Source organism: uncultured Parolsenella sp. (assembly GCF_958346945.1).
Lineage (GTDB): Bacteria > Actinomycetota > Coriobacteriia > Coriobacteriales > Atopobiaceae > Parolsenella.
On the sequence record NZ_CATVTL010000002.1, the window covers coordinates 149,155 to 170,084 of the forward strand.

Annotated in this window: 19 protein-coding genes; 2 read left to right on the forward strand and 17 right to left on the reverse strand. The window is 67.0% G+C overall.

Annotation, left to right across the window (positions count from 1 at the left end; translation table 11 throughout):
• The first annotated feature begins 18 nt into the window (after positions 1-18).
• Positions 19-1,656 carry a hypothetical protein gene (locus Q3866_RS02400; RefSeq protein ID WP_301829303.1) on the forward strand — a complete coding sequence of 546 codons (1,638 nt, stop codon included), beginning with the start codon at positions 19-21 and terminating at the stop codon, positions 1,654-1,656.
• 107 nt (positions 1,657-1,763) lie between these two features.
• Here the strand turns inward: Q3866_RS02400 and Q3866_RS02405 are convergent, their stop codons facing one another.
• From Q3866_RS02405 to lepA, 4 genes are all read right to left on the reverse strand, one after another.
• Positions 1,764-3,749: a YidC/Oxa1 family membrane protein insertase gene (locus tag Q3866_RS02405; RefSeq protein ID WP_301829305.1), complete on the reverse strand. Its 1,986-nt coding sequence runs from the start codon at positions 3,747-3,749 to the stop codon at positions 1,764-1,766.
• Positions 3,750-3,852: 103 nt separating this feature from the next.
• Positions 3,853-5,079 carry a coproporphyrinogen-III oxidase family protein gene (locus tag Q3866_RS02410; protein WP_301829308.1) on the reverse strand — a complete coding sequence of 409 codons (1,227 nt, stop codon included), beginning with the start codon at positions 5,077-5,079 and terminating at the stop codon, positions 3,853-3,855.
• Positions 5,076-6,164, reverse strand: coding sequence for a tRNA-dihydrouridine synthase (locus Q3866_RS02415; protein WP_301829309.1), 1,089 nt, complete (start codon positions 6,162-6,164; stop codon positions 5,076-5,078). The genes Q3866_RS02410 and Q3866_RS02415 overlap by 4 nt, the downstream gene beginning before the upstream one ends.
• Positions 6,164-7,972, reverse strand: coding sequence for a translation elongation factor 4 (gene lepA, locus Q3866_RS02420; protein WP_293825461.1), 1,809 nt, complete (start codon positions 7,970-7,972; stop codon positions 6,164-6,166). Before lepA ends, Q3866_RS02415 begins: the two co-directional genes overlap by 1 nt.
• A gap of 172 nt (positions 7,973-8,144) precedes the next feature.
• Here lepA and rpsT point away from each other — a divergent pair, with 172 nt between their 5' ends.
• The gene (gene rpsT, locus Q3866_RS02425) at positions 8,145-8,408 is read left to right on the forward strand and encodes a 30S ribosomal protein S20 (protein ID WP_293672880.1); all 264 of its coding nucleotides are present in this window, start codon (positions 8,145-8,147) and stop codon (positions 8,406-8,408) included.
• A gap of 125 nt (positions 8,409-8,533) precedes the next feature.
• On the opposite strand, the gene holA is transcribed toward rpsT, so the two are convergent.
• From holA to pyrR, 13 genes are all read right to left on the reverse strand, one after another.
• The gene (holA, locus tag Q3866_RS02430; protein ID WP_301829312.1) at positions 8,534-9,493 is read right to left on the reverse strand and encodes a DNA polymerase III subunit delta; all 960 of its coding nucleotides are present in this window, start codon (positions 9,491-9,493) and stop codon (positions 8,534-8,536) included.
• 156 nt (positions 9,494-9,649) lie between these two features.
• Positions 9,650-11,779 (reverse strand): DNA internalization-related competence protein ComEC/Rec2, encoded by a 2,130-nt coding sequence (locus tag Q3866_RS02435; protein ID WP_301829313.1) that lies wholly within the window; start codon positions 11,777-11,779, stop codon positions 9,650-9,652.
• A 238-nt stretch (positions 11,780-12,017) separates the two neighbouring features.
• Positions 12,018-12,656: a helix-hairpin-helix domain-containing protein gene (locus Q3866_RS02440; protein ID WP_301829314.1), complete on the reverse strand. Its 639-nt coding sequence runs from the start codon at positions 12,654-12,656 to the stop codon at positions 12,018-12,020.
• A gap of 233 nt (positions 12,657-12,889) precedes the next feature.
• Complete coding sequence (gene thiI / locus Q3866_RS02445) at positions 12,890-14,170, reverse strand: tRNA uracil 4-sulfurtransferase ThiI (protein ID WP_301829315.1); 1,281 nt, start codon at positions 14,168-14,170, stop codon at positions 12,890-12,892.
• A gap of 3 nt (positions 14,171-14,173) precedes the next feature.
• A complete protein-coding gene (locus tag Q3866_RS02450) occupies positions 14,174-14,461 on the reverse strand; it encodes a DNA-directed RNA polymerase subunit omega (protein ID WP_293672876.1) in 288 nt (95 codons plus the stop codon).
• A gap of 11 nt (positions 14,462-14,472) precedes the next feature.
• The gene (gmk, locus tag Q3866_RS02455) at positions 14,473-15,039 is read right to left on the reverse strand and encodes a guanylate kinase (protein WP_293672875.1); all 567 of its coding nucleotides are present in this window, start codon (positions 15,037-15,039) and stop codon (positions 14,473-14,475) included.
• A complete protein-coding gene (mihF, locus tag Q3866_RS02460) occupies positions 15,039-15,347 on the reverse strand; it encodes an integration host factor, actinobacterial type (RefSeq protein WP_293672874.1) in 309 nt (102 codons plus the stop codon). Before mihF ends, gmk begins: the two co-directional genes overlap by 1 nt.
• A 216-nt stretch (positions 15,348-15,563) precedes the next feature.
• Entirely contained in the window at positions 15,564-16,295 is a 732-nt protein-coding gene (gene pyrF, locus Q3866_RS02465) for an orotidine-5'-phosphate decarboxylase (RefSeq protein ID WP_301829319.1), read from the reverse strand.
• Between the two features lie 9 nt (positions 16,296-16,304).
• Positions 16,305-17,231 (reverse strand): dihydroorotate dehydrogenase, encoded by a 927-nt coding sequence (locus Q3866_RS02470; protein ID WP_367881363.1) that lies wholly within the window; start codon positions 17,229-17,231, stop codon positions 16,305-16,307.
• Entirely contained in the window at positions 17,225-18,019 is a 795-nt protein-coding gene (locus Q3866_RS02475; protein WP_293672871.1) for a dihydroorotate dehydrogenase electron transfer subunit, read from the reverse strand. The genes Q3866_RS02470 and Q3866_RS02475 overlap by 7 nt, the downstream gene beginning before the upstream one ends.
• Positions 18,020-18,133: 114 nt before the next feature.
• Positions 18,134-19,423, reverse strand: coding sequence for a dihydroorotase (locus tag Q3866_RS02480; RefSeq protein ID WP_301829323.1), 1,290 nt, complete (start codon positions 19,421-19,423; stop codon positions 18,134-18,136).
• Positions 19,410-20,342 carry an aspartate carbamoyltransferase catalytic subunit gene (locus tag Q3866_RS02485; RefSeq protein ID WP_293825436.1) on the reverse strand — a complete coding sequence of 311 codons (933 nt, stop codon included), beginning with the start codon at positions 20,340-20,342 and terminating at the stop codon, positions 19,410-19,412. Before Q3866_RS02485 ends, Q3866_RS02480 begins: the two co-directional genes overlap by 14 nt.
• Positions 20,343-20,927, reverse strand: a complete 585-nt coding sequence (gene pyrR, locus Q3866_RS02490) for a bifunctional pyr operon transcriptional regulator/uracil phosphoribosyltransferase PyrR (RefSeq protein ID WP_293672868.1) — start codon at positions 20,925-20,927, stop codon at positions 20,343-20,345.
• Positions 20,928-20,930: the final 3 nt, after the last annotated feature.

Below are 20,930 nucleotides of genomic sequence, written 5' to 3' on the forward strand. Positions count from 1 at the left end.
GCGACGTCGCACGGGGAAATGAGGAGCCGGTCCTTTGGCTGGCTCCTCGCCCTTGGCTGTGCGCTCGTCGCCACAATCTGTGGCCTTCTTGCGGTTGCTTCCTTCTTCGTGACGGCCACAGGAGCCTTGGGAGCGGGCTTCAGCGAGTACGTCTCCTTCCATCTGCCCACCACCCCCAAGTGGGTCCTCGAGTTTGCCGCAGCGTTTGTTGTTATGGCTCTCTACCTCCTTGTTGTCGTGAGGCTGGTGCGACATGCGGACCGGGTCCGCGAGGGCAGGTTCGTTGCCATCCTTACCGCCCTCGCCCTGCTGTTCTGCACCTGGTGGATCCTCGACAACGCAACCGCCTACAACGGCTTTGCCGACTCGCGCCAGCTCACGCAGTATGCCCAGGAGCTCGCCCGGGACGACTACTCGTCATTCCTGCCCCGAGCGGATGCATTCGCGAGCCGCCTACCCGGCGACATGTACCTGTCGAACTATCCCTTCCAGGCGGGCATCCTCCTTGTCTTCGAGGGGTACTTCAGGCTCTTTGGCACCCATGCCGTCATGCTCTACCAGTTCACGAACGCGCTTGCCTCGGTTGGCTCCGGACTTGCGCTCGTTGGCATGGCACGCCTCACGGGGGCACCAAAGCGCGAGCGTCTCGTGGCGGAGCTGCTCGCGCTCACCTTTGTGCCACCGCTCGTGTTCTGCATATTCCCTTATGGCAATGCGTTGGGGCTCGCTCTTTGCCTCTTCGCGATGCTTGCCTGGATGAAATCGCAGGCGATTGAGGGCACAAGGGCTCTTCCTCTCATCCTGTTTGGAGCCATCCTGCTGTTCTTCGGCTTTGTCGCAAAGTCGACTTACGTGGTCATGGCCATTGGCTTTGTGCTGGTACTTGCCATCGACAGCGTCAGGAAGTTGTCTTGGTGGCGCGCGCCCCTCATGGTCGCCCTGCTCGTTATATCCTCAAAGGCTGCCGGGGCACTCCCCACCTCTTACATGGAGGCACGCTTGGGAGTCGAGTTTCCCGATAACCAGCCAAAGTCCATGTGGATTGCCATGGGACTCAACACGGGAGACGTGTTTGGCGAGTCGATGCCCGGCTGGTGGAGTGGCTTTGCCCTCGAGAGCCAGATAAGGAACGAGGGCGACGTTGCAGCTCAGGCCGAGGAGGCAAAGGGTGCCATTGGGCAGGCAGCCACACGCTTTGCGAGCGACCCCGCATACGCCGCTTGGTTCTTCTCCAAGAAGCTCGGCACCGAGTGGCTCGACCCAACGTTTCAGTCACTCTACATCGCCTCGATTGGCATCATGACGCCCGAGGGGGCGGCGGGCACCAACGCGCCAGACGGTCGCTACGATGCATGGGACACGAGCTTTATTCATGGGTGGGTAAGCAGGGCCCTCTTTGCCGTGATGGATGGCATGCAGACGGTCATCTACGCAGGAGCAACAATTGGGGCGGTCGAGCTGTTCAGACAGGTTGGAGACAAGTCGAAGACGCTCGCCTACTGCCTGCCCTGCGCCTTCTTTATGGGCTTTGTCGTCTACGTCCTCTGGGAGGCAAAGGGTATGTACGCCATGCCGTTCTTCTTCTGCCTCATTCCCGTTGCGGCCCAAGGCCTCACCAAATTGGCACGGCACAAGCGGGGTCACCAGCCAACGTGATGGCCCGCGCTAAAGCATGGCAATGGCCGCGCCGAATCTGACTGTCTTCAGACTCGGCGCGGCCATTTTGCTCGTCAAAGCTGTCGTCGCGAGGCTCTGACCCTGACCTACTCCCCCATCTTGAGCTTAGGCAGCATGACGTCGTCGGCGAGCAGCTCGGCGCGCTCGGCGCGGGCGGCCTCGACGCCGGCCTCGTCGCCCTCGCGGGCGGCCTGTGCCTCGAGCACGAGGCCCAGCACGTAGCGGCCGGCCCTCTCGGCGCCCTGGCCCGGGAAGTACTGCATCTCGTCGCGCGCGGCCTCGAGCCTCTCGCGCCACTCCCCGGGGTTGGCGACCATCTCGGCCACCACGCCCGTGAGCTCGGAGAGCTCCGACACCGCCAGCGAGCGCCCCACGCGGTTGCGCAGCGCGATGTCGGTGGGCTCGATGCCCAGGTCGCGCCAGTTGGGGTTCGTCTCCTTCATGGGGGTGTCGACGAACACGCAGGGCTTGAAGGCCACGAGGGCCAGCTCGCAGAACACGCTCGACCAGTCGGTCACGAGCACGTCGGCGTCGAGGATCGAGTCGGAGCTCGAGAAGTCCTGCTCGAACCACAGGTCCTCGGCCGGCACGTCGGCGTAGCGGGCCTGCAGCGACTCCCAGCGGGCGCGGTAGCGCTTGGTGTACTCGGGGTGCGGGCGCACCACGACCCTCCAGCCCCGGCCCAGCAGCGGGCGGATGACCTCGTCGGCGCACAGGTCGAGGATGTTGTCGGGCTGCCAGGACGGGGCGATGAGCACGCAGGGGCGGCCTGCGGAGGCGTGGGCGCGGGCGAGGTAGTCGGCCCTCTCCCGGTCGAGCAGGTCGTAGCCGCAGGCACAGAGCTCCCTGGGGGCGAGCCCGGCCTGGGCCTCGCGGGCGCGGGCCTCGCGCACCTGGTGGGGCCCCACGCACAGCATCGCGTCGTAGTGGTCGAAGGCCTCCTCGTGGCTCACGAGGTGCAGGCTCGTGGGATGGTGGAAGGCGTAGACGTAGCGCGTCGAGGGGCTCACGTAGGAGCGCTTGACGTAGAAGTTGTCGAGGTCGTCGAGGGTCATGACCACGACGTCGGCGTCCATCTTCATCATGAGGGTGATGAGGCGTTTGTCGCCCACGTAGTAGGGCATGACGCGCGGGTGGTCCTGGGCGAAGGCGAAGACCTGGTCGTCGGGGTCGCCGGTGACGTAGTGGACCACGGCATCGGAGTTCTCGAGCAGCCACCCCACCATGCCGCGGAAGTACTTCCAGAAGCCGGAGCGCTCGGAGTAGACCACGAGGTGCTTGCCCACGACCGAGAAGAAGCGGCGGACGTCGGCGCGCTCGCGGCGGGCGAGCGGATCGGGGCGCCACCACGGCCCCTTCTTCGCGCTGAGGCTGTTGAGCTCGTCAAGCTCGGCCTTGGAGGCCGCGAGGTCCTCGTAGTCGACGTACCTGGCCGGGCTGATGATAAGGTTGCACAGGGCCTGGACCGCGACGGACAGCAGGTTGGAGCACACCCAGTAGAACGCCATGCCGCACGAGACGTAGACGCCCAGGAACAGCGACAGCGCGATGGACAGGCCGTTCGTGGAGTTCTTCTCGGCACGGGATTGCTCGCGCTGCAGCGGGTTGATGACGTTGGAGGCGCAGCCCATGACCACGGCGGAGAGGGCCGCGGCGATGGGCATCGCCCAGGAGGCGCCGCCGTCCTCGGCCGGCACCAGGCCCAGGAACTCGGTGCCCGCGGCGCCCGAGTCGGCGATGGCGTGGATGACGTCGACTAGGCCGAACAGGATCACGACCTGCACCGCCAGCGGGACGAGCGACAGCAGCGGGTGGTAGTGGTACTCGCGGTTGAGCTCGCTCTGGCGCTCGCCGATGCGCTCCTGGTCGCCGAAGTACTTGACCTTGACGCGGTTGAGGGCGGGCATCATGCGAACCATGACGATGGAGTTCCACTGGCACCACAGCGACAGCGGCATGAGCACGAGCTTGGCGATGACGGTGAACAGCAGGATGGTGAGCCACCAGTTGCCCGTGAGCGCATAGCAGGGGCGCATGATGGCCATGAAGACGTCGGTGATCCAGGAAAACACGGTGCGGCTCCAGGCGGTTGTGGTTGGTTCAGCATTTGTTAAGAGTACCACCGCGGCCTGAACGTCCCCGCGGCGGTGCTCATGGCGGCGGCAATCGGCCGGCCTAGCCCTGCGAGGGGTCGCCCGCGAGGTCCCAGAGGGCCCCGTAGAGTTCGTTTCCCAAAAGCCAGCCGTCGTGCGTGGGCACAAGCGAGCCCACGCTCCCCCGCTCGAGCAGGCCGCGCCGCACGAGGTTGGCAAGGGCGTCGTCGACACGAGCGGAGCCCAGGGTTGTACGGGCATGCTCGATGAGGGGCGTGGGCAGCCCGTCGGTCATGCGCGCGGCGAGCATGAGATCCTCGGCCACGGCCTCGCGCTCACTCAGCTGCTCGACCTCAAACGAGAGGGACGCGAGCGAGGTGGCGCATACAAGCTCGTCTGTCGTGGAGCAGATCGTGAGCCTAAAGCGCACGGCGTCGTCGATTGGCGCAGCGAGCGCGGGCACCGCCTCGCGAAGGCGCAGGTAAGAAGCGCGACTGAGCATGCTCGCGGCTGCCGCGCCAAGGCCCAGGTACTCGACGCCCGTCCAGTAGCGAACGTTGTGGGCGCACCGTTTGCCAGGCCTGGCATAGCTTGCGACCTCGTAGCGCGAGAAGCCCGCCTGTCCCAGCACCTCGAGCGCGGCCTCCATGTCGTCCGCCTCGGTGTCGTCCGAGGGCCAGGGCAGCTGGCCGGACTCGCACATGCGCTCGAGCGGGGTGCCCGGCTCGATCATGAGGGGATAGCAGCTCACGTGGCCCACGCCCAGCTCAACGGCCTGAACAAGCGAGGAGCGCCAGCTTTCGAGCGTCTGGAAGGGAATGCCGCACATGAGGTCGAGCGACACGTCGAACCCCGAGTCCACGGCAGCGGCAACGCGATCTCGCGCGAGGAGGGCGTCATGCACGCGGCCCAGGCCACGCAGCTCGCGATCATCGAAGCTCTGTACGCCAACGGAGACGCGCGTGGCGCCCGCCTCGCGCGCGCGGGCGAGCAGCTCGTCGGAGAGCGACTCGGGGTTTGCCTCGAAGGAGAGCTCGTCCACGGGGCCCGCGGCGCAGATGGCCGAGACGAGCGAGGGCAGCCCCTCGGCGCCCAGCATCGTGGGCGTGCCGCCGCCAACGTAGGCGCTCCCAGGACGGCCAAGAAGCCCGATTTCACGCGCCTGCCCCACGAGCCGCTCGAGCGAGCGCTCGTAGGCAAGCATGCGGGCGTCGTCGTGGTGCGTGGCCGCCGTGGCGAAGTCGCAGTAGCGGCAGCGCCTCACGCAAAAGGGAACGTGCAGGTAGAGAGCCTCGACGCCTTCGCTCACAGTGTTGCCTCGAGCTCGTCTGCGAGCGCCAGGTAGTCTTCGAGCCCCACGCAGTGCATGGCCCGCTCGCGCCAGGCGGCGGCCTCGGGAATCCCGCGCAGGTACCAGCCCGCGAGGCTGCGCGCGCGGGCGATGTGGGCACCCGTGGCGCCGAGCAGCCTCACGTGCAGGCGAAACGCGGCAAGGCGCATGGCGGGCGTCACCTCGACGGGGACCTTGCCCTCGCGAAGGCGGCGGGCGTTCTCGAACACCCACGGGTCGCCGTAGGAGCCGCGGGCGATGAAGCAGGCAGCGGCGCCCGTGCGGTCCAGCAGCGCGGCCGCGCGCTCGGCGTCGAGGGCGTCTCCCGAGGCGATGACCGGCACGCTCAGCGCGCGCACCACCTCGGCCACGCCCTCCGCGCTCGACTGGCCGCGATACATCTGAGAGGCCACGCGTCCGTGTACCGCGATGGCGGCGGCGCCCGCGGCCTCCATGGCGCGGGCGAAGTCGGCTCCCACGAGCGCATCGGGCCTGCGGCCCAAGCGAATCTTGACCGTGACGGGAACGTCGAGCTCCTCGCGCAGGGCCTCGACGATGCGCGCCGCGAGCGCGGGGTCATCGAGCAGGGCAGACCCCGCCCCGCCCTTGGTGACCTTGGGTACGGGGCAGGCCATGTTGACGTCGACGAGGGCGAGCTTGCTCCCCACGTGCTCGCCCAGTTGGGCGGCCGCCTCGCGGAAGTGCTCGGGATCGGCGCCAAAGAGCTGCACGGCAAGGTCGGGCTCGCCAGCATTGGGCTCGACGAGCGACCAGGTCTTGTCGCTTGCGTAGTGGATACCCGTGACGCTCACCATCTCGGTGTAGGCGAGCGCGGCGCCACCCGCGCGCATCACCATGCGGTAGGCCGCGTCGGTGACGCTTGCCATGGGCGCCATGAGGAAGGGTGAGGCGGCGAGGCGCTCGCGCAGCGTGCCAACCTCGGAAAAAGACACGGGCGGCCAGGCGAGGCCGGCCGCGGCGGCGCCCTCCTCCATCACGGAGCGGGCGGCATCGGTTTGGGAGAGCTCGTGCTGCGCGGCCACGTACGTGGCGGAGCGCCTCACTAGTCGTCCACCTTGAGGATCGCCATGAAGGCCTCCTGCGGCACGTCGACCGAGCCGATGGCCTTCATGCGCTTCTTGCCCTCCTTCTGCTTCTCGAGCAGCTTGCGCTTGCGCGAGATGTCGCCGCCGTAGCACTTGGCGAGCACGTCCTTGCGCATGGCCTTGACCGTGGAGCGGGCGATGATCTTGTTGCCGATGGCACCCTGGATGGGCACCTCGAACTGCTGGCGCGGGATGATCTCCTTGAGCTTGTCGCACAGGCCGCGGGCAAGCGTGTAGGCCTTGTCCTTGTGGACGATGAACGACAGGGCGTCGACCTCGTCGCCGGACAGCAGGATGTCGAGCTTCACGAGCTCGCTCGTGCGGTACTCGGAGAACTCGTAGTCGAGCGAGGCGTAGCCCTTGGTGCGGCTCTTGAGCTGGTCGAAGAAGTCAAGAATGAGCTCGGCAAGTGGCATGTCGAAGCGCAGCTCAACCGACTTCTGGGTGAGGTGAATCATGTCGGTGGTGACGCCACGATGCTCGATGGCAAGCTGCATGACCGCGCCGGTGAACTCGGGCGGGCAGATGATCTTGGCCTTGAGGTAGGGCTCCTCGATGTGGTCGATGCACGTGACGTCGGGCAGGTCCTGCGGGCTGCGCACGCCAACCATCTCGCCGTCGGTCTTGTAGACGTGGTAGTCGACCGAGGGAGACGTGGCGATGAGGTCGAGGTTGAACTCGCGTTCGAGACGCTCCTTGACGACCTCCATGTGGAGAAGGCCGAGGAAGCCCACGCGGAAGCCAAAGCCCAGCGCCACCGAGGTCTCGGGGGACCACGTGAGCGAGGGGTCGTTCACGTGGAGCTTCTCGAGGGCGTCACGCAGGTTCTCGTACTCCTTGTTGTCGACCGGGAAGAGGCCCGTGTAGACCATGGGCTTGGCCTCGCGATAGCCCGGCAGCGGCTCGGAGGTGGGGTTGTCGGCATAGGTGAGGGTGTCGCCCACGCGCACGGCCTCGGGATCCTTGAGACCCGTGACGACGAAGCCGACCTCGCCCACGCCCAGCTCGTCCATGAGGACCTCGGCGGGACGCTTGACGCCCACGCCGTCGACGAGGAAGTCCTCGCCGCCCTGCATCATGCGCAGAGTGTCGCCCTTGGCGATGTGGCCATCGAACACGCGCACCGTGGCCACCACGCCGCGGTACTCGTCGAAGTAGGAGTCGAGGATGAGGGCCTTGAGCGGGGCGTCGTAGTCGCCGGTGGGCGGCGAGATGAGGAAGACGATGGACTCGAGCAGGTCGTGGATGCCCTCGCCCGTCTTGCCCGAGACGCACACGGCGTCGTCGGCGGGAATCGCGAGGTCCTCCTCGATTTCTTCCTTCACCTCGTCGGGATGGGCGCTCGGCAGGTCAATCTTGTTGATGGCCGGCACGATGTCGAGGTTGGCGTTCATCGCAAGGCTCGCGTTTGAAACCGTCTGCGCCTCGACGCCCTGGGTGGAGTCAACGACGAGCACGGCACCCTCGCACGCGGCAAGAGAGCGCGAGACCTCGTAGGTGAAGTCGACGTGGCCCGGCGTGTCGATGAGGTTGAACTGGTAGGTCTGGCCATCATCGGCGTCGTACATCACGCGCACGGCGTTGCTCTTGATCGTGATGCCACGCTCGCGCTCGATGTCCATCGTGTCGAGGAGCTGCGACTCCATGTCGCGCTCGTCGACCGTTCGGGTGAGCTCGAGGATGCGGTCGGAGATGGTGGACTTGCCATGGTCGATGTGAGCGACGATGGAGAAGTTCCTGATGTGTGAGGTATCGTGAGTATTCATGTGGTCGATTCTAGCGTATTTCTTCGATGCACCTGCGAGTTCTTTGCATTTGTGGTGCAGACGCCATGACCATCTGCTATACTCGCGAAGTTGACTGCCGTGTCGGGCAACGGGAACCCCACTCCCCAGCCCAACAGAGGCCTCAAAGAGAAGTAATTGAAAGGATCTGTACGTGGCTAACATCAAGTCGCAGAAGAAGCGCATCCTCACCGCCGAGAAGGCTCGCATGCGCAACAAGGCCGTCCGTTCCGAGCTGAAGACCGCCGTCAAGCGCGTCCGCGCCGCCGTCGAGGCCAAGGACGCCGAGCTCGCTCAGACCGAGGCCAACAAGGCCGGCCGTCTGCTCGACAAGGCTGCCTCCAAGGGCATCATTCACAAGAACCAGGCTGCCCAGCGCAAGTCTGGCGTCCAGAAGCTCGTGAACACCATCAAGTAGCTTCTCGCATACAGCGAATCTTTGAACCCCCGCTGGCGTGCTGGCCAGCGGGGGTTCTTTTGTGACCAGACTGCACCTGTGGCACACGGCGAGAGGGTCGCAGACACACAAACTCGTGTGCATGCCTAATGCGCGCGAGGGGTGCAGATGGCGAGGACAAAGCGGACGAAGGCGGTCTCGGAGTCGGGGCTGCCCTTGAGGGCGCGCTCGCACACGGCCGCCTCGCGCAGCAGGACCACGAGCTCGCCCCTGCCAAAGCGGCGGGCCCAGCGGGCGTGGTTCTTGACCTGCCACTGCTGGCGCCCCAGCTCGTGGGCAACCTGGGAGGAGGCGCCACGGGCATCGAGCGACTGGGCGCAGATGAGCTCGCGAAGCCTGCCCAGGAGCACCGAGTGGAGAAAGACGTACGCGGGGCTGCGCATCGCGCCAAGCATAACGAGCGCACGGGCCGCGTCGCGCTCGCAGACGGCGTCGGCAAATGCCCAGGGGCTCACCTCGGCGACCTGGGCCACGTTAGCCTCGACGTCGGCGCGAGTGATGCGTCGCGCGCCGAGCTGCTCGGCCAGGCTCTTGAGCTGGTTGTCGAGCGCCACGGTCGACTCGCCCACGCGGTTCACGAGCTCGTCGGCCGCGTCGACGTCCATGGTGAGCCCGTGGCCCGCGGCAAGCTTCACCACATAGGGCGGCAGGTTCCAGCGCTTGAGCGGCGTGCAGTCGATGATGGCCTTGGCCCCCACCTTGGCGACCGCCTTGTAGAGACGCGTGTTCTTGGCGAGCTTCTCGGCCACGAGGCACAGGACGCACTGGGGGTTGGGGTCTGCAAGGTAGGAGACGAGTGCCTCGGAGACGGGCTTGGGCAGGGCGTCGGCCGCCTCGACGATCACGAGGCGGAAGTCGGCGCAGAACGGCAGCATCTGGGCCGATGAGACGATCTGGTCAGGATCCTCGACCGCATGTCCGTCAATCTGGTCGAGGTTGAAGTCCGCGAGGTCTGCGGGGACCTTGGCACGCAGGCGCTTCACGGCCGATGAGCGCTTGAGCTCGTCGGTACCAACGACCAAATATGCGGGCAAGAGCTCTGCCATGGGACCTCCCTTGGAGTTGCATTGCATTCGATTGTATCGCCCCGCGTGCCCGTACGCCCCACGGGCCCGCGGCTTCGAGGCGATTCGCGGCCTCGGGCGCAGGGAAGACGAGTCAACCAAGGCGATACCCGAATACATGCGCACCGTCCGCAAACCCTAGCGCTGAGAAGTCACGCGCACGCCCATCGGATCCGGCTCGAGCGTAACGTCCCCGCGCTCGATGGTGCACAGAAACGTCGAGCCCGCACCCTCCAGCACCTCCCGGCACTCTGGCGTGGGATGCCCATAGGAGTTGCCCTCCCCCGCACTCGCCACGGCGACCTCGGGCGCAAGCTCGGCGGCCTCCTCCGTGGTGATGGACACGCGCGAGCCGTGATGGCCCACCTTGAGGGCATCGACGTCGCCGGCCCGAGGGGCCACCGCCTGCAGGACGTTGGACTCGGCGTCTCCCGTGAGAAGCACGGACATCTCGCCCCGAAGGCCTTCGTACTCCACCAGGAGGCAGACGGAGTCCTCGTTCTCGGAGCCGTCGGTGGGCTCATCAGGCCACAGGCACGTTATCTTGAAGCCGCCAACGCGCAGGGAGTCTCCCACACCGAGCTCCTCGACGCCATTGCGCGCAAGGCGCCCGACGTCATCCTCGAGGGAGCCCAGATTGGCCCCGACTCCCCTACCAACGAGTACATCGCCGCAGCTCACTAGCCCCGCGAGCTCATCGATGCCACCGGTGTGGTCATCATGCAGATGGGTAACGACCACGGCGTCGAGCCACGCCACGTGATGGCGCGCCAGCGCGGGCGTGATGGTGCCGGCGGGACCCGTGTCGACGAGCACCACGTGGGGGCCATCTCGGATGAGGATGGCATCCCCCTGGCCAACGTCGAGCACCGTGACGCTTGGGGGCACGAGCACATAGAGGCGCAGGGCGAGCGCGACAAGGGGCACGAACAGTGCCGCGCACCCCATGCGTAGCGCACGCGGCGAAGGCCTGGGCCAGGTGGAGAGCAGCACGGACCCCACAACGAGGGGCACGAGCGCGGCCCAGCCAGGGGCCGTTGCCGCGACGCTCGCAAGCGGAAGCGAGGCAAGCCAGCCAACGACCTCCACCACAGCACCGGCAAAGAGCCGCGCCGCGCAAAGTGCCACCGGCCCAACGACCGGCATCCAGCAAACGGTAAGAGCAGCGAGCGCCACGCAGAGCAAGGGCGCAAAAGCAGGTCCCACGACGAGGTTCGAGAGCACCGACACGAGGCTCACCCTCCCAAACGAAGCAACGACCAGCGGAAGCGTCGCGGCCTGGCACACGAGCGAGGAGCAGACCGACGAGAGGACGTACCTACCGAGCTTTGATAAGGGACCGCGCAGCATCCGAGGCAGGCGTGAGCGCCATGTGGACCTGTGGCCTCCCAGCACGTTCGCCGCTGCGGCCTCGAACCAGCCCGAGAAGAGCACGAGGGACGCCACCGAGAGAACCGAGAGCTGAAACCCAAGGTCACAGGCACAATGCGGATTTGCGAGACACATGGCGAGGCCCGCCAGGGCAAGCCCCGAGGGAGCATGGCCCCTTCTGCCCACGAGACGCGCCGAGCGCGACGCCGCGAGCATGACCCAGGCCCGCAGCGCCGACGCAGGTGCCCCGCACAGCGCCACGAACGCGGCACAGAGGCCAAGGCCCGCCACGACCCTCGACCCGCTCGAGACGCCAAGGGCGACGAGGGCAGCCTCAACGACCGAGGAGAACACCGCAAGGTGAGAGCCAGACACCGCCACGAGGTGCGCAAGGCCGGCAGCCGCAAACTCGTCCGAGATGCCCCGCGCCTTGAGCTCGGTGCGCTCCCCAGCGACAAGTCCGGCGAGTAGCGCGGCACCAGGCCCGCTCGAAGGGTCGATCGCGCCAAGCACGCACTCGCGAAGGCCACCCAAAGCCGCATGCACCCCCTCGGGCGGCGCCTCCTCCAACACGCGCACGACCTTGACGCGACCGGCGAGCCCAGCCGCTCTGCTCGAGAGGCCCCACTCGTCGTCCCCATTGGCCGAGAACCGCCCAACGGCGCGGAGTCGCTCGCCCACGGGGAGGCGCTCGCTGCACGCAAGCCAAACGTGGCCGACGGCGCCGCTTGGCAGCGAGCAGTCGGCACGGCACAGCCATCCCGACTGCGTCTGCGAGGGCTCGCTCGCAACGACCATCTCGAGCCTCGACACCGGCGTGGAGCCAAGCTCGAGAGCAGCGGCATCGAGCCGCGAAAGCGCCGGCACGCACCAGGCGCACGAGAGCACGATGGCCATGCCGCAAGCAAGCACGTGCCAAGAGGCAGTCCCACGCCCCCTCAGCCTAAGTACTGCTCCGCAAATTGGCGCGAGCACTGCGCCCGCCAGCAGAGGCATAGCGTCCACGACGCCCCTGAGAAGCAGGTTGTCGCCCAAAACAAGCACGGTCAGAGAGCTAAGCAGGGGCGGCACGTACGGCTTGCCCGGATACGTGGCGGCGTCACCCGCAGAAGTCTCGGGGGCAACGCGCCCTTCGCTACACACAGACGTGGTCCTTGAGCTTGGCAAACTTCTTCTCGCCAATGCCGCTCACGCGCATGAGGTCATCGGCGGACGAGAAGGGGCCGTTCGCCTCGCGCTCCTCGACGATCGCCGCAGCCGTCGAAGGCCCTACTCCCGGGAGGGCGTCCAGCTCCTCGGCACTCGCCGTGTTGATGTTCACGAGCCCGGACGGCATAGCCGAAGCTCCTGAACTTGAGGCATCACCTGAACCCTGCGAGGAAGACGCATTGGTTGCTACCTGCTCCCCCTCGCGCGGAATGTAGACCTTCTGCCCGTCTGTGACCTGACCCGCCAGGTTCACGCTGGCCGTGTCGGCGCCATCGACGAGTCCTCCCGCCGCGGCGACCGCATCGGTCACGCGCGCATGGCCCTCCCCAAGCTCGTACACGCCCGGTGCCGCGACCGCGCCATCCACGTGCACGACGATAACCTGCGGAGGCGTTACCGCACCCGCAGTGGCCGCTGGCACGTCGCTCGTCGTTGCCTCCGTCGTCGCGGCCGCATCACGTTCGATCACCACGCCGCCACGCGCCGGCAGCACGAGCGCGGCAACCACCGCAAGCGCAACGGCCACGACGAGGCCAGCGACAACGATCATAGCCTTGCCGTTCACACGCCCATTCCTTCTCATCTGCACCATAGCACCACCTCCTGGCGCCATGGTGCCAAAGCAGGAGGCCACCCATGCGCCCGGGCGCAAGAAAGTCCCGGGCGGACAGACACGAACCTGTCCAAAAGCTGACAGAATCGGGCCGAATCGGTACAAAAAAGCGCCCGACCCCGTGTTGAAAACGGAGCCGGGCGCGTAAGAAGCAGCAGCTAGAGGGCAGCAGGACGAGTTATCAACTAGCCCTGCAAAACCTCAGTGTTGACATCGTCGTCGGCAACGGGCCACTCGGCAGGAGCAAGCTCGCGGTGACGGGCCTTGAGCTCGCGCGGCGGCCGGTACGACGGGCAGGAATTGAAGTCGATATACTCGACCGTCTCCATGAGGTGCTTGACCATGGCGTCGTGGCCGAACGTCTCCCAGGCACGGCGCACGGCGTCGAGGTGGGCGTGCGTCTCGGGGCGCCTCGGCATGAACAGCGTGCAACAATCCGGAGCCGTCTGCGCACTGATGTCGTAGGTGCCAATCTGCTGCGCACGCTCGATGATCTCGATCTTGTCGGTGCCGATAAGCGGGCGGAAGACCGGGATGCGGGCGACGTCGTTGGTGGCCGTAATGTTGTCGAGCGTCTGCGAGGCAACCTGACCCAGCGACTCGCCGGTGACGAGTGCCTTGGCGCCCTCGAGCTCGGCGATGGCCTGGGCAACCTCGAACATGAGTCGACGGTACATGATCACGCGCAGCGACTGGGGCGCCTTGAGCGAGATCTCGCGCTGGCACTCGCCAAACGGCACGACGTAGAGGCGGCCGATGATGCCGGCGGGCTCGAGCGCGCGCACGATGTCCTGTGTGAGCCACTCGGAGGCGTCGCTCGTCATGGGCCTGCCCGAAAAGTGCACGGGCACGCAGGTGGCGCCGCGGCGCCCAACCATCCAGGTGGCGACCGGGGAGTCGAAGCCGCTCGAAAGCAGCGTCACGACCTTGCCGGCGGTGCCCACGGGAAGGCCGCCGGCACCACGCATCGAGGCGGCATCGGCATAGACGTAGACGTCTGCCTGCACGACATGCACGTTGACCGTGACGTCGGGATGGTGCATCTGGACCTTCTTCTCAGGGAAGGCCTCGCACAGCACCGCGCCCACCTGGCGGTTGAGCTCGATACTGTGGATGGGATAGTCGGTGTTGGAGCGACGACCATGAACCTTGAACGAAGTGAAGTCGCCACAGGCCCTGAGGCTCTCGATGGCGGCCTCGTTGTACTGCTCGGGGACACGCTCGCAGCGCCAGGCAACCGAGACGCGGGCCACGCCAGGGACACGGGCGATGATGCCGGGCACGTCCTCGGAGACCTGGCCATCGTCAAAGTGGACGCGCACGTAGCCACTCAGGCGCTCGACGTGGGCCGAGCGTCCCTTGAGGGCTCGCTTGAGGTTGGTTATGAGCTGACGCTCGAAGGTCGAGCGGTTCTTGCCCTTCAGGCCAATCTCGTGATAGTGGACGAGGCAGACGTGAGACGACACGGGCTACTCGCCAATCCTGGTGTTGGTGTCCTTAATGGCCTCGTCGAAGTCCTCCTTGACGTAGCCAAGCGTGCCGTTGGCGATCTCCTCCATGGCGATGGTGGTGGTGTCCTGGCCGGAGACGACGGTGGTGATGTCATCGACGTCCTGGATGGCCGTCACGCGGAGGTGCTGGCCGCGCAGCATGTTGTTGATGTCGCACGCGCGCTTGGAGGCGACGGAGCACAGCAGGAACGGGTTGTGCTCGGTCTTCTCCAGCAGGTCGTCAATCTCGGGCTTGATAACAGACATTACTTGGTACCTCAATTCATCTCATGAGAGTCCAGGACGCGCATGAGCTGCGCGGCAGCCTGGTGAAGGTCATCGTTGACAACGCGCTCGTCGTACTCGCAGGCCTTCTCCATCTCTCCGGCGGCGTCGGCCATGCGGAGGCGAACGGTCTGCTCGTCCTCGGTGCCACGACCGCGCAGGCGCTCCTCGAGCACCTCCATGGAGGGCGGCTCGATGAAGACCAGGACCGCGTCGGGATAGGACTTGCGCACGTTGAGGGCACCCTGTACGTCGATCTCGAGGATGACGGAGTGGCCGTCCGCAAGGTTGCGGTCGACCTCGCTCTTGAGGGTGCCGTAGCAGTTGCCGTGGACGTGGGCCCACTCGAGGAACTCGCCGCGCTCGACGCGAGCGGAGAACTCCTCATTGGTTAGGAAGTGGTACGAGACGCCGTCCACCTCTCCGGGGCGTGGCTGCCTCGTTGTGGCCGAAACCGTCAGGCCGAGGTCGGGGCGCTGCTCCCTCACCAGGGAGACCAGCGTGCCCTTCCCCGCGCCCGACGGCCCGGAAACAACGAACAGTCTTGGTGTGCGCGGCACTACTTCGAGAGAATCTCGAGGAGGGCCTCACGCTGGCGCAGGCCGAGACCCTGGACGCGGCGCTTCGGGGAAATCTCGAGCTCGTCCATGATCTTGGCGGCCTTGGCCTTGCCGTAGCCCGGCAGGGACTCGATGAGGGCGCGGACCGGCATGCGGGTGGCGGCGGGGTCATCGGAGTCGAGGACGTACTTGAGGTCGACCTGGCCGGTCTTGATCTTCTCGCGAAGCTCGGCACGGGCGTGACGGGCCTCGGCGGCCTTCTTCAGGTTGGCAGCACGCTGCTCCTCGGAAAGCTGAGGGAGAGCCATTGTTTCCTCCAAACATTGCTGAACAAACAAAAACCGTAGAGGGGAAGCGCCCCTCTCGAATCGGCTGTAAGCAACTATGGCAATTTAGCAGCCGTTTTGCAAGAACTTCAAAAGAATTGCTCCCGCGTCTGTCCTTTTTGTGCCCTTTCGGTTGCGCAAAGGTGCACGGACGACGGCGCGGGAGCAAACGGCGTGCTCAGATGTGGTGCCAGGCGACTACTTGGCGGCCTCGAGCTCGGAGACAATCGCCTCGAAGGCGGCAACCGGGTCCTCGGCCTGGGTGATGGGGCGGCCCACCACGATGTGGCTGGCGCCTGCCTCGATCGCGGCCGCGGGCGTGGCCACGCGGCTCTGGTCGCCAAGGGCGGCGCCGGCTGGGCGCACGCCGGGCGTAACGATGAGGGCATCGGGGCCCAGAAGCTCACGCATCTCGCGGGCCTCCCTGGGCGAGCAGACGATGCCGTCGAGGCCGGAGTCGACCGCGAGCTTGGCGAGCGAGGCGGCCTGCTCGGGAATGGGGCGCGTGACGCCCACCTTGGCGAGCTCGTCGGCGTCCATGCTCGTGAGCACCGTGATCGCGATGACGTAGGGCTTGTGGCCAAACTCGGCCTGGGCCTGCTCGGCGCCCTCGTGACAGGCGCGAAGCATGGCCTCGGAGCCCGAGCCGTGAACGGTCACGAGGTCGGCGCCGCTGTGGGCGGCGCTGCGCACGGCACCGCGCACCTGGTGCGGGATGTCGTGGAACTTGGAGTCGACGAAGATCTTGAAGCCGCGCTGCTTGAGCTCGGAGACGAGCGGCAGGCCACCGTCGTAGATGAGCGTGATGCCTACCTTGAGCCACGTGGCATGGCCCTCGAGCTTGGCCGCCAGCTCGCGCGCCTCGTCGGGGCCGCAGTCGAGCGCGACCATGATGCGCTCGCGGGCGCTCAGGTTGTCAAACCTTCCCATGGCTCTCCCCTATCCCTCGAACGCGCCGATGAGCTCGGTCACGCTGGAGACGCCCTGGGAGGCGACCCACTCGGTGAGCTCGTCGAGGATGCGCGGGGCGGCCACCGGGTCGACGAGGTTGGCCATGCCAACCGAGACGCTCGTGGCGCCCGCGAGGATGAACTCGGCCGCGTCACGTCCGCTCATGACGCCGCCCACGCCAACGATCGGCAGGTCAACGGCGTTGTGGACCTCCCAGACCATGCGCACGGCAATGGGGTGGAGGGCAGGGCCGCTCATGCCACCGGTGGGGCGCGACAGACGGCTCTTGCGGGTGTTGACGTTGATCGACATGCCCGAGATGGAGTTGATGAGCGTGAGGACGTCGGCGCCCTCGGCCTCGAGCGCCTTGGCGACGTCGACGACGCGGGCGGGGGCCATCTTCACGAGCAGCGGGCGCTTCGTGCGCGGGCGGATGGCGCGGATGACCTCGGCGGCGCCCTCGGGAGTGGAGCCCATGGCGCAGCCGCCGGCCGCGATGTTGGGACAGCTGATGTTGATCTCGAGGCCGGCCGCGAAGGGGGCGAGCTCCTCGAAGAGCTCGACGGCCTCGACGTACTCGTCGACGGAGTGGCCGGCGACCTGGCAGATGACCTTGGTGCCCTTGTCAGACAGGCCCTGCAGGTAGTCGCCGTAGCCATCGACCAGGCCGCGGACGCCCGGGTTCTGCAGACCCACGGAGTTCATCATGCCGCTCGTGACCTCGGCCATGCGCGGCGAGGGGTTGCCCGGCCAGGGCTTTGCGGCACAGCCCTTGGTGGTGATGGCGCCAAGGCAGCTCACGTCGTAGAAGCCCTCGAACTGGGCACCGAAGCCGTAGGTGCCGCTCGCGGTGTTGATGGGGTTCTTCATCTCGATGCCGCCGAGGTTGACGGCCATGTTGGGGGTACTCACCAGACGACCCTCCTCGCGTCGAAGACCGGACCGTGCATGCAGGCGCCCACCATGCCGTCGACCGTCTCGACGTTGCAGGTGTTGCAGGCGCCAAAGCCGCAGGTCATCATGCGCTCGAGCGAAACCTGGCAGCGCGTCTCGGCGCCGCGGGCCTGGGCGGCCACGGCGCGCATCATGGGCTCGGGGCCGCAGGTGAGCACGGCGTCGTAGCCGCGGTCGAGCAGGGGCCCAACCTCGGCAGTGACGAAGCCCTTGGTGCCGGCCGTGCCGTCGTCGGTGGTGACGCGCACGTCGGCGCAGCCCAGGGCCTTGAGCTCGTCGATGCCGCAGAGCTTCGCGGCCGTGAGGGCTCCCACCACGGCGTCGACCTCGGCGCCCGCCTCGCGGGCCAGGCTGGCGGCGGCGATGATGGGCGTGATGCCGATGCCGCCGGCTACGACCAGCATGCGCTTGGCGCCGGCCGGGATGGTCCAGCCGTGGCCGCCGGGGCCGAGGACGGTGGAGGTGTCGCCGGGCTGCATGGCGGCGAGGCGGCGCGTGCCGTCGCCCACGACGGCGTAGAAGGTGGTGACGGTTCCGGCCTCGGCATCGGCACTGGCAAACGACAGCGGGATGCGGATGAGCTGGGTGGTGTCGCCGGGGACGGCGAAGCTCATGAACTGGCCGGGGCGGATGGCGGCCGCCAGGCGCGGGGCCTCGATGGTGAGGCGCATGACGCCCTCGGCCACGGGCACGTTCTCGCGAATGGCGAAGTCATGGATGCGCGCGGGCGATGGGGTGGGTGTTGCCATGTCTCTCCTTTCGTTTCCTGTGTGGGAAGGCCACCGCGGGTCCTGGCGGGCTGGCGGTGGCCAAAGGTGCCCGCGGGCCGCGAGGGCCAGCGGGCACCGGACAAGACGAAGAACTTAGGCGAGCTTGCCGTCGCGAAGGACGTGCTTGCCGGCAACGACCGTGTCGGCCGCGCGGCCCTTGAGCTTGGCGCCCATGAAGGCCGAGTTGTGCTGCTTGCCAGCGAACGTCTCGGGCGTGACCTCGAAGCTAGCGTCGGGATCGATGAGCGTGAGGTCGGCCACGGAGCCGGCCTCGACGCGCACGGGGGCGAGGCGCGCGACCTTGCGCGGGTTCACGCACATGACCTCGACGAGGCGCTGCCAGCTCATCTTGCCGGTGGCCACGAGGTTCGTGAGCATCAGCGGCAGGCTCGTCTCGAGGCCCACGACGCCGAACGGGGCGATCTCGAACTCGCACTCCTTCTCGTGGAGGGCGTGCGGGGCGTGATCGGTGACGACGCAGTCGATCGTGCCGTCGACGATGCCCTCGCGAAGGGCCGCGGCGTCGGTGGCGCGGCGCAAGGGCGGGTTCATCTTGAGGTTGGTGTCGTAGGTGTCGTCGAGCGCGGACTCGTCGAGGAAGAGGTGGTGCGGGCAGACCTCGGCGGTGACGGGAAGGCCCTCGGCCTTGGCGGAGCGAACGAGCTCCATGCCGTGGGCGGTCGAGATGTGGCAGATGTGCAGCGCGCAACCCGTGAGGCGGCACAGCTCGATGTCGCGGGCGATCTCGATCTCCTCGCCGGCGGCGGGCCAGCCGGCCAGGCCCAGGCGCGTGCTGGCGCGGCCCTCGTTGACCATGCCGTGCTCGGTGAGCGATCGGACCTCGCAGTGGCAAGCGACGGCGCGGTCGAACTGGCGCACGTAGTCCATCACGGTGCGCAGCATGCCGGCGCTCTGGACGCCGCGGCCGTCGTCGGAGAACATGCAGGCGCCCTCGGCGACCATGTCACCGATCTCGGCGAGCGCCTCGCCCTTCTCGCCGCGCGTGCAGGCGCCGATGGGACGGACGTGGACGAGGCCGGCGGCGTCGCCCTTGGCGATCTGGTAGCGGATGCCCTCGCCCGAGTCGACGACGGGGTCGGTGTTGGGCATCGTGGCGACGTCGGTGAAGCCACCGGTGGCAGCGGCGGCGGAGCCGGTCTCGATGGTCTCCTTGTACTCGTAGCCCGGGTCACGGAAGTGGACGTGGATGTCGGTCAGGCCGGGAACGAGGTACTTGCCGGCGGCGTCGATGACCTCGGCGCCCTCGGGGGTGCGGATCTGCTCGCCAACCCTGGCGATGCGCTCGCCCTCGACCAGCACGTCATAGACACCGTCGAGACCAACCTGGGGGTCAACGACGTGGGCGCCCTTAATCAGCAGCATTCTCTTCTCCTCCAAGCAGCAGGTACATTTCGGCCATGCGGGTGTAGAGGCCCGCGGCGACCTGGCGGGTCACGAACGAGTTCTCGGCGTCGGCGGGGATCGAGTCGATCTCCATGCCCCGGTTCATCGGGCCCGGGTGCATGACGAGCGCGCCCTCCTTCATGCGGGCGTGACGCTCGGCGTTGAGGCCCCAGAGGCGGTTGTACTCGCGCTTGGAGGGAATCGTGGCGCCCTCCATGCGCTCGAGCTGGACGCGCAGCATGTAGACGACGTCGGCATCCTCGATGACGGAGTCGAAGTCATAGGTCTCCTCGGCGCCGAAGACCTCGGGCTCGGGGAGCTGGAACGTGGGCGGGCCCACCAGGGTGACCTTGGCGCCCATGGTGCGCAGCGCGGGCGCGAGCGAGCCCACGACGCGGCTGTGCAGCAGGTCGCCCACGATGGCGACCTTGAGGCCGTCGAGCTTGCCGAAGTGCTCGCGCATCGTGTAGAGGTCGAGCAGGGCCTGCGTGGGGTGGGCGTGCTTGCCGTCGCCGGCGTTGATGACGCGGGCGTCGGTGTACTGGGTGATGCGCTCGGCGGTACCGGCGTTGCGGGCGCGGCAGACGAACATGTCGATGCCATAGGAGTCGAGCGTCTTGATGGTGTCCTCGAGGCACTCGCCCTTGGAGACCGAGGAGCTCGAGCCGGCGACGTTGAGCGAGTCGGCCGACAGGCGCTTCTCGGCGATCTCGAACGAGGAACGGGTGCGGGTCGAGGGCTCGAGGAAGAGGTTCACAATCGTGCGACCGCGCAGGGCCGGCACCTTCTTGATCGTGCGGTGGTTGATCTCCTCCATGGAGCGGGCGGTGTCGAGGATCTGCGTGATGTCGTCGGCCGTAAGGTCCGTCGTGTTGATGAGGTTGCGTACGGAGAGCATCTAGTCTCTGACCTCCTTGTTAGCGATGGCCTGCTTCTCGGCCTCGATGTCCCAGATCTCGACCGCGTCGCGACCGTCGAGGGACTCGACGAAAACGCGGACGTCCTCCTCGTGGGAGCTGGGGACGTTCTTGCCCACGTAGTCGGCGCTGATGGGCAGCTCGCGGTGGCCGCGGTCGACCATGACGGCGAGCTGGATGGTCGCGGGGCGGCCAAAGTCCATGAGCGCGTCAAGGGCCGAGCGGACCGTGCGGCCGCTGAACAGCACGTCGTCGACCAGGATGATGTCCTTGCCGTCGACGTCGAAGTTGATCTCGGTCTTGTGGATGACGGGGGCGACGCGACGCGTCACGTCGTCACGATAGAAGCTGATGTCGAGCTTGCCCACGGGCGGGCGGATGCCCTCGATCTTCTCGATCTCGTCGGCAATCTCGTTGGCAATGTTTGCGCCACGGCGCACGATGCCGACGATCGCAAGGTTCTCCGCCCCCTTGTTGCGCTCGATGACCTCGTGGGCGATGCGGGTGAGGGCTCGTGCCATCGCCGCGCCGTCCATGATGGTCGCCTTGGGTGCAATCTGTTCCATGTG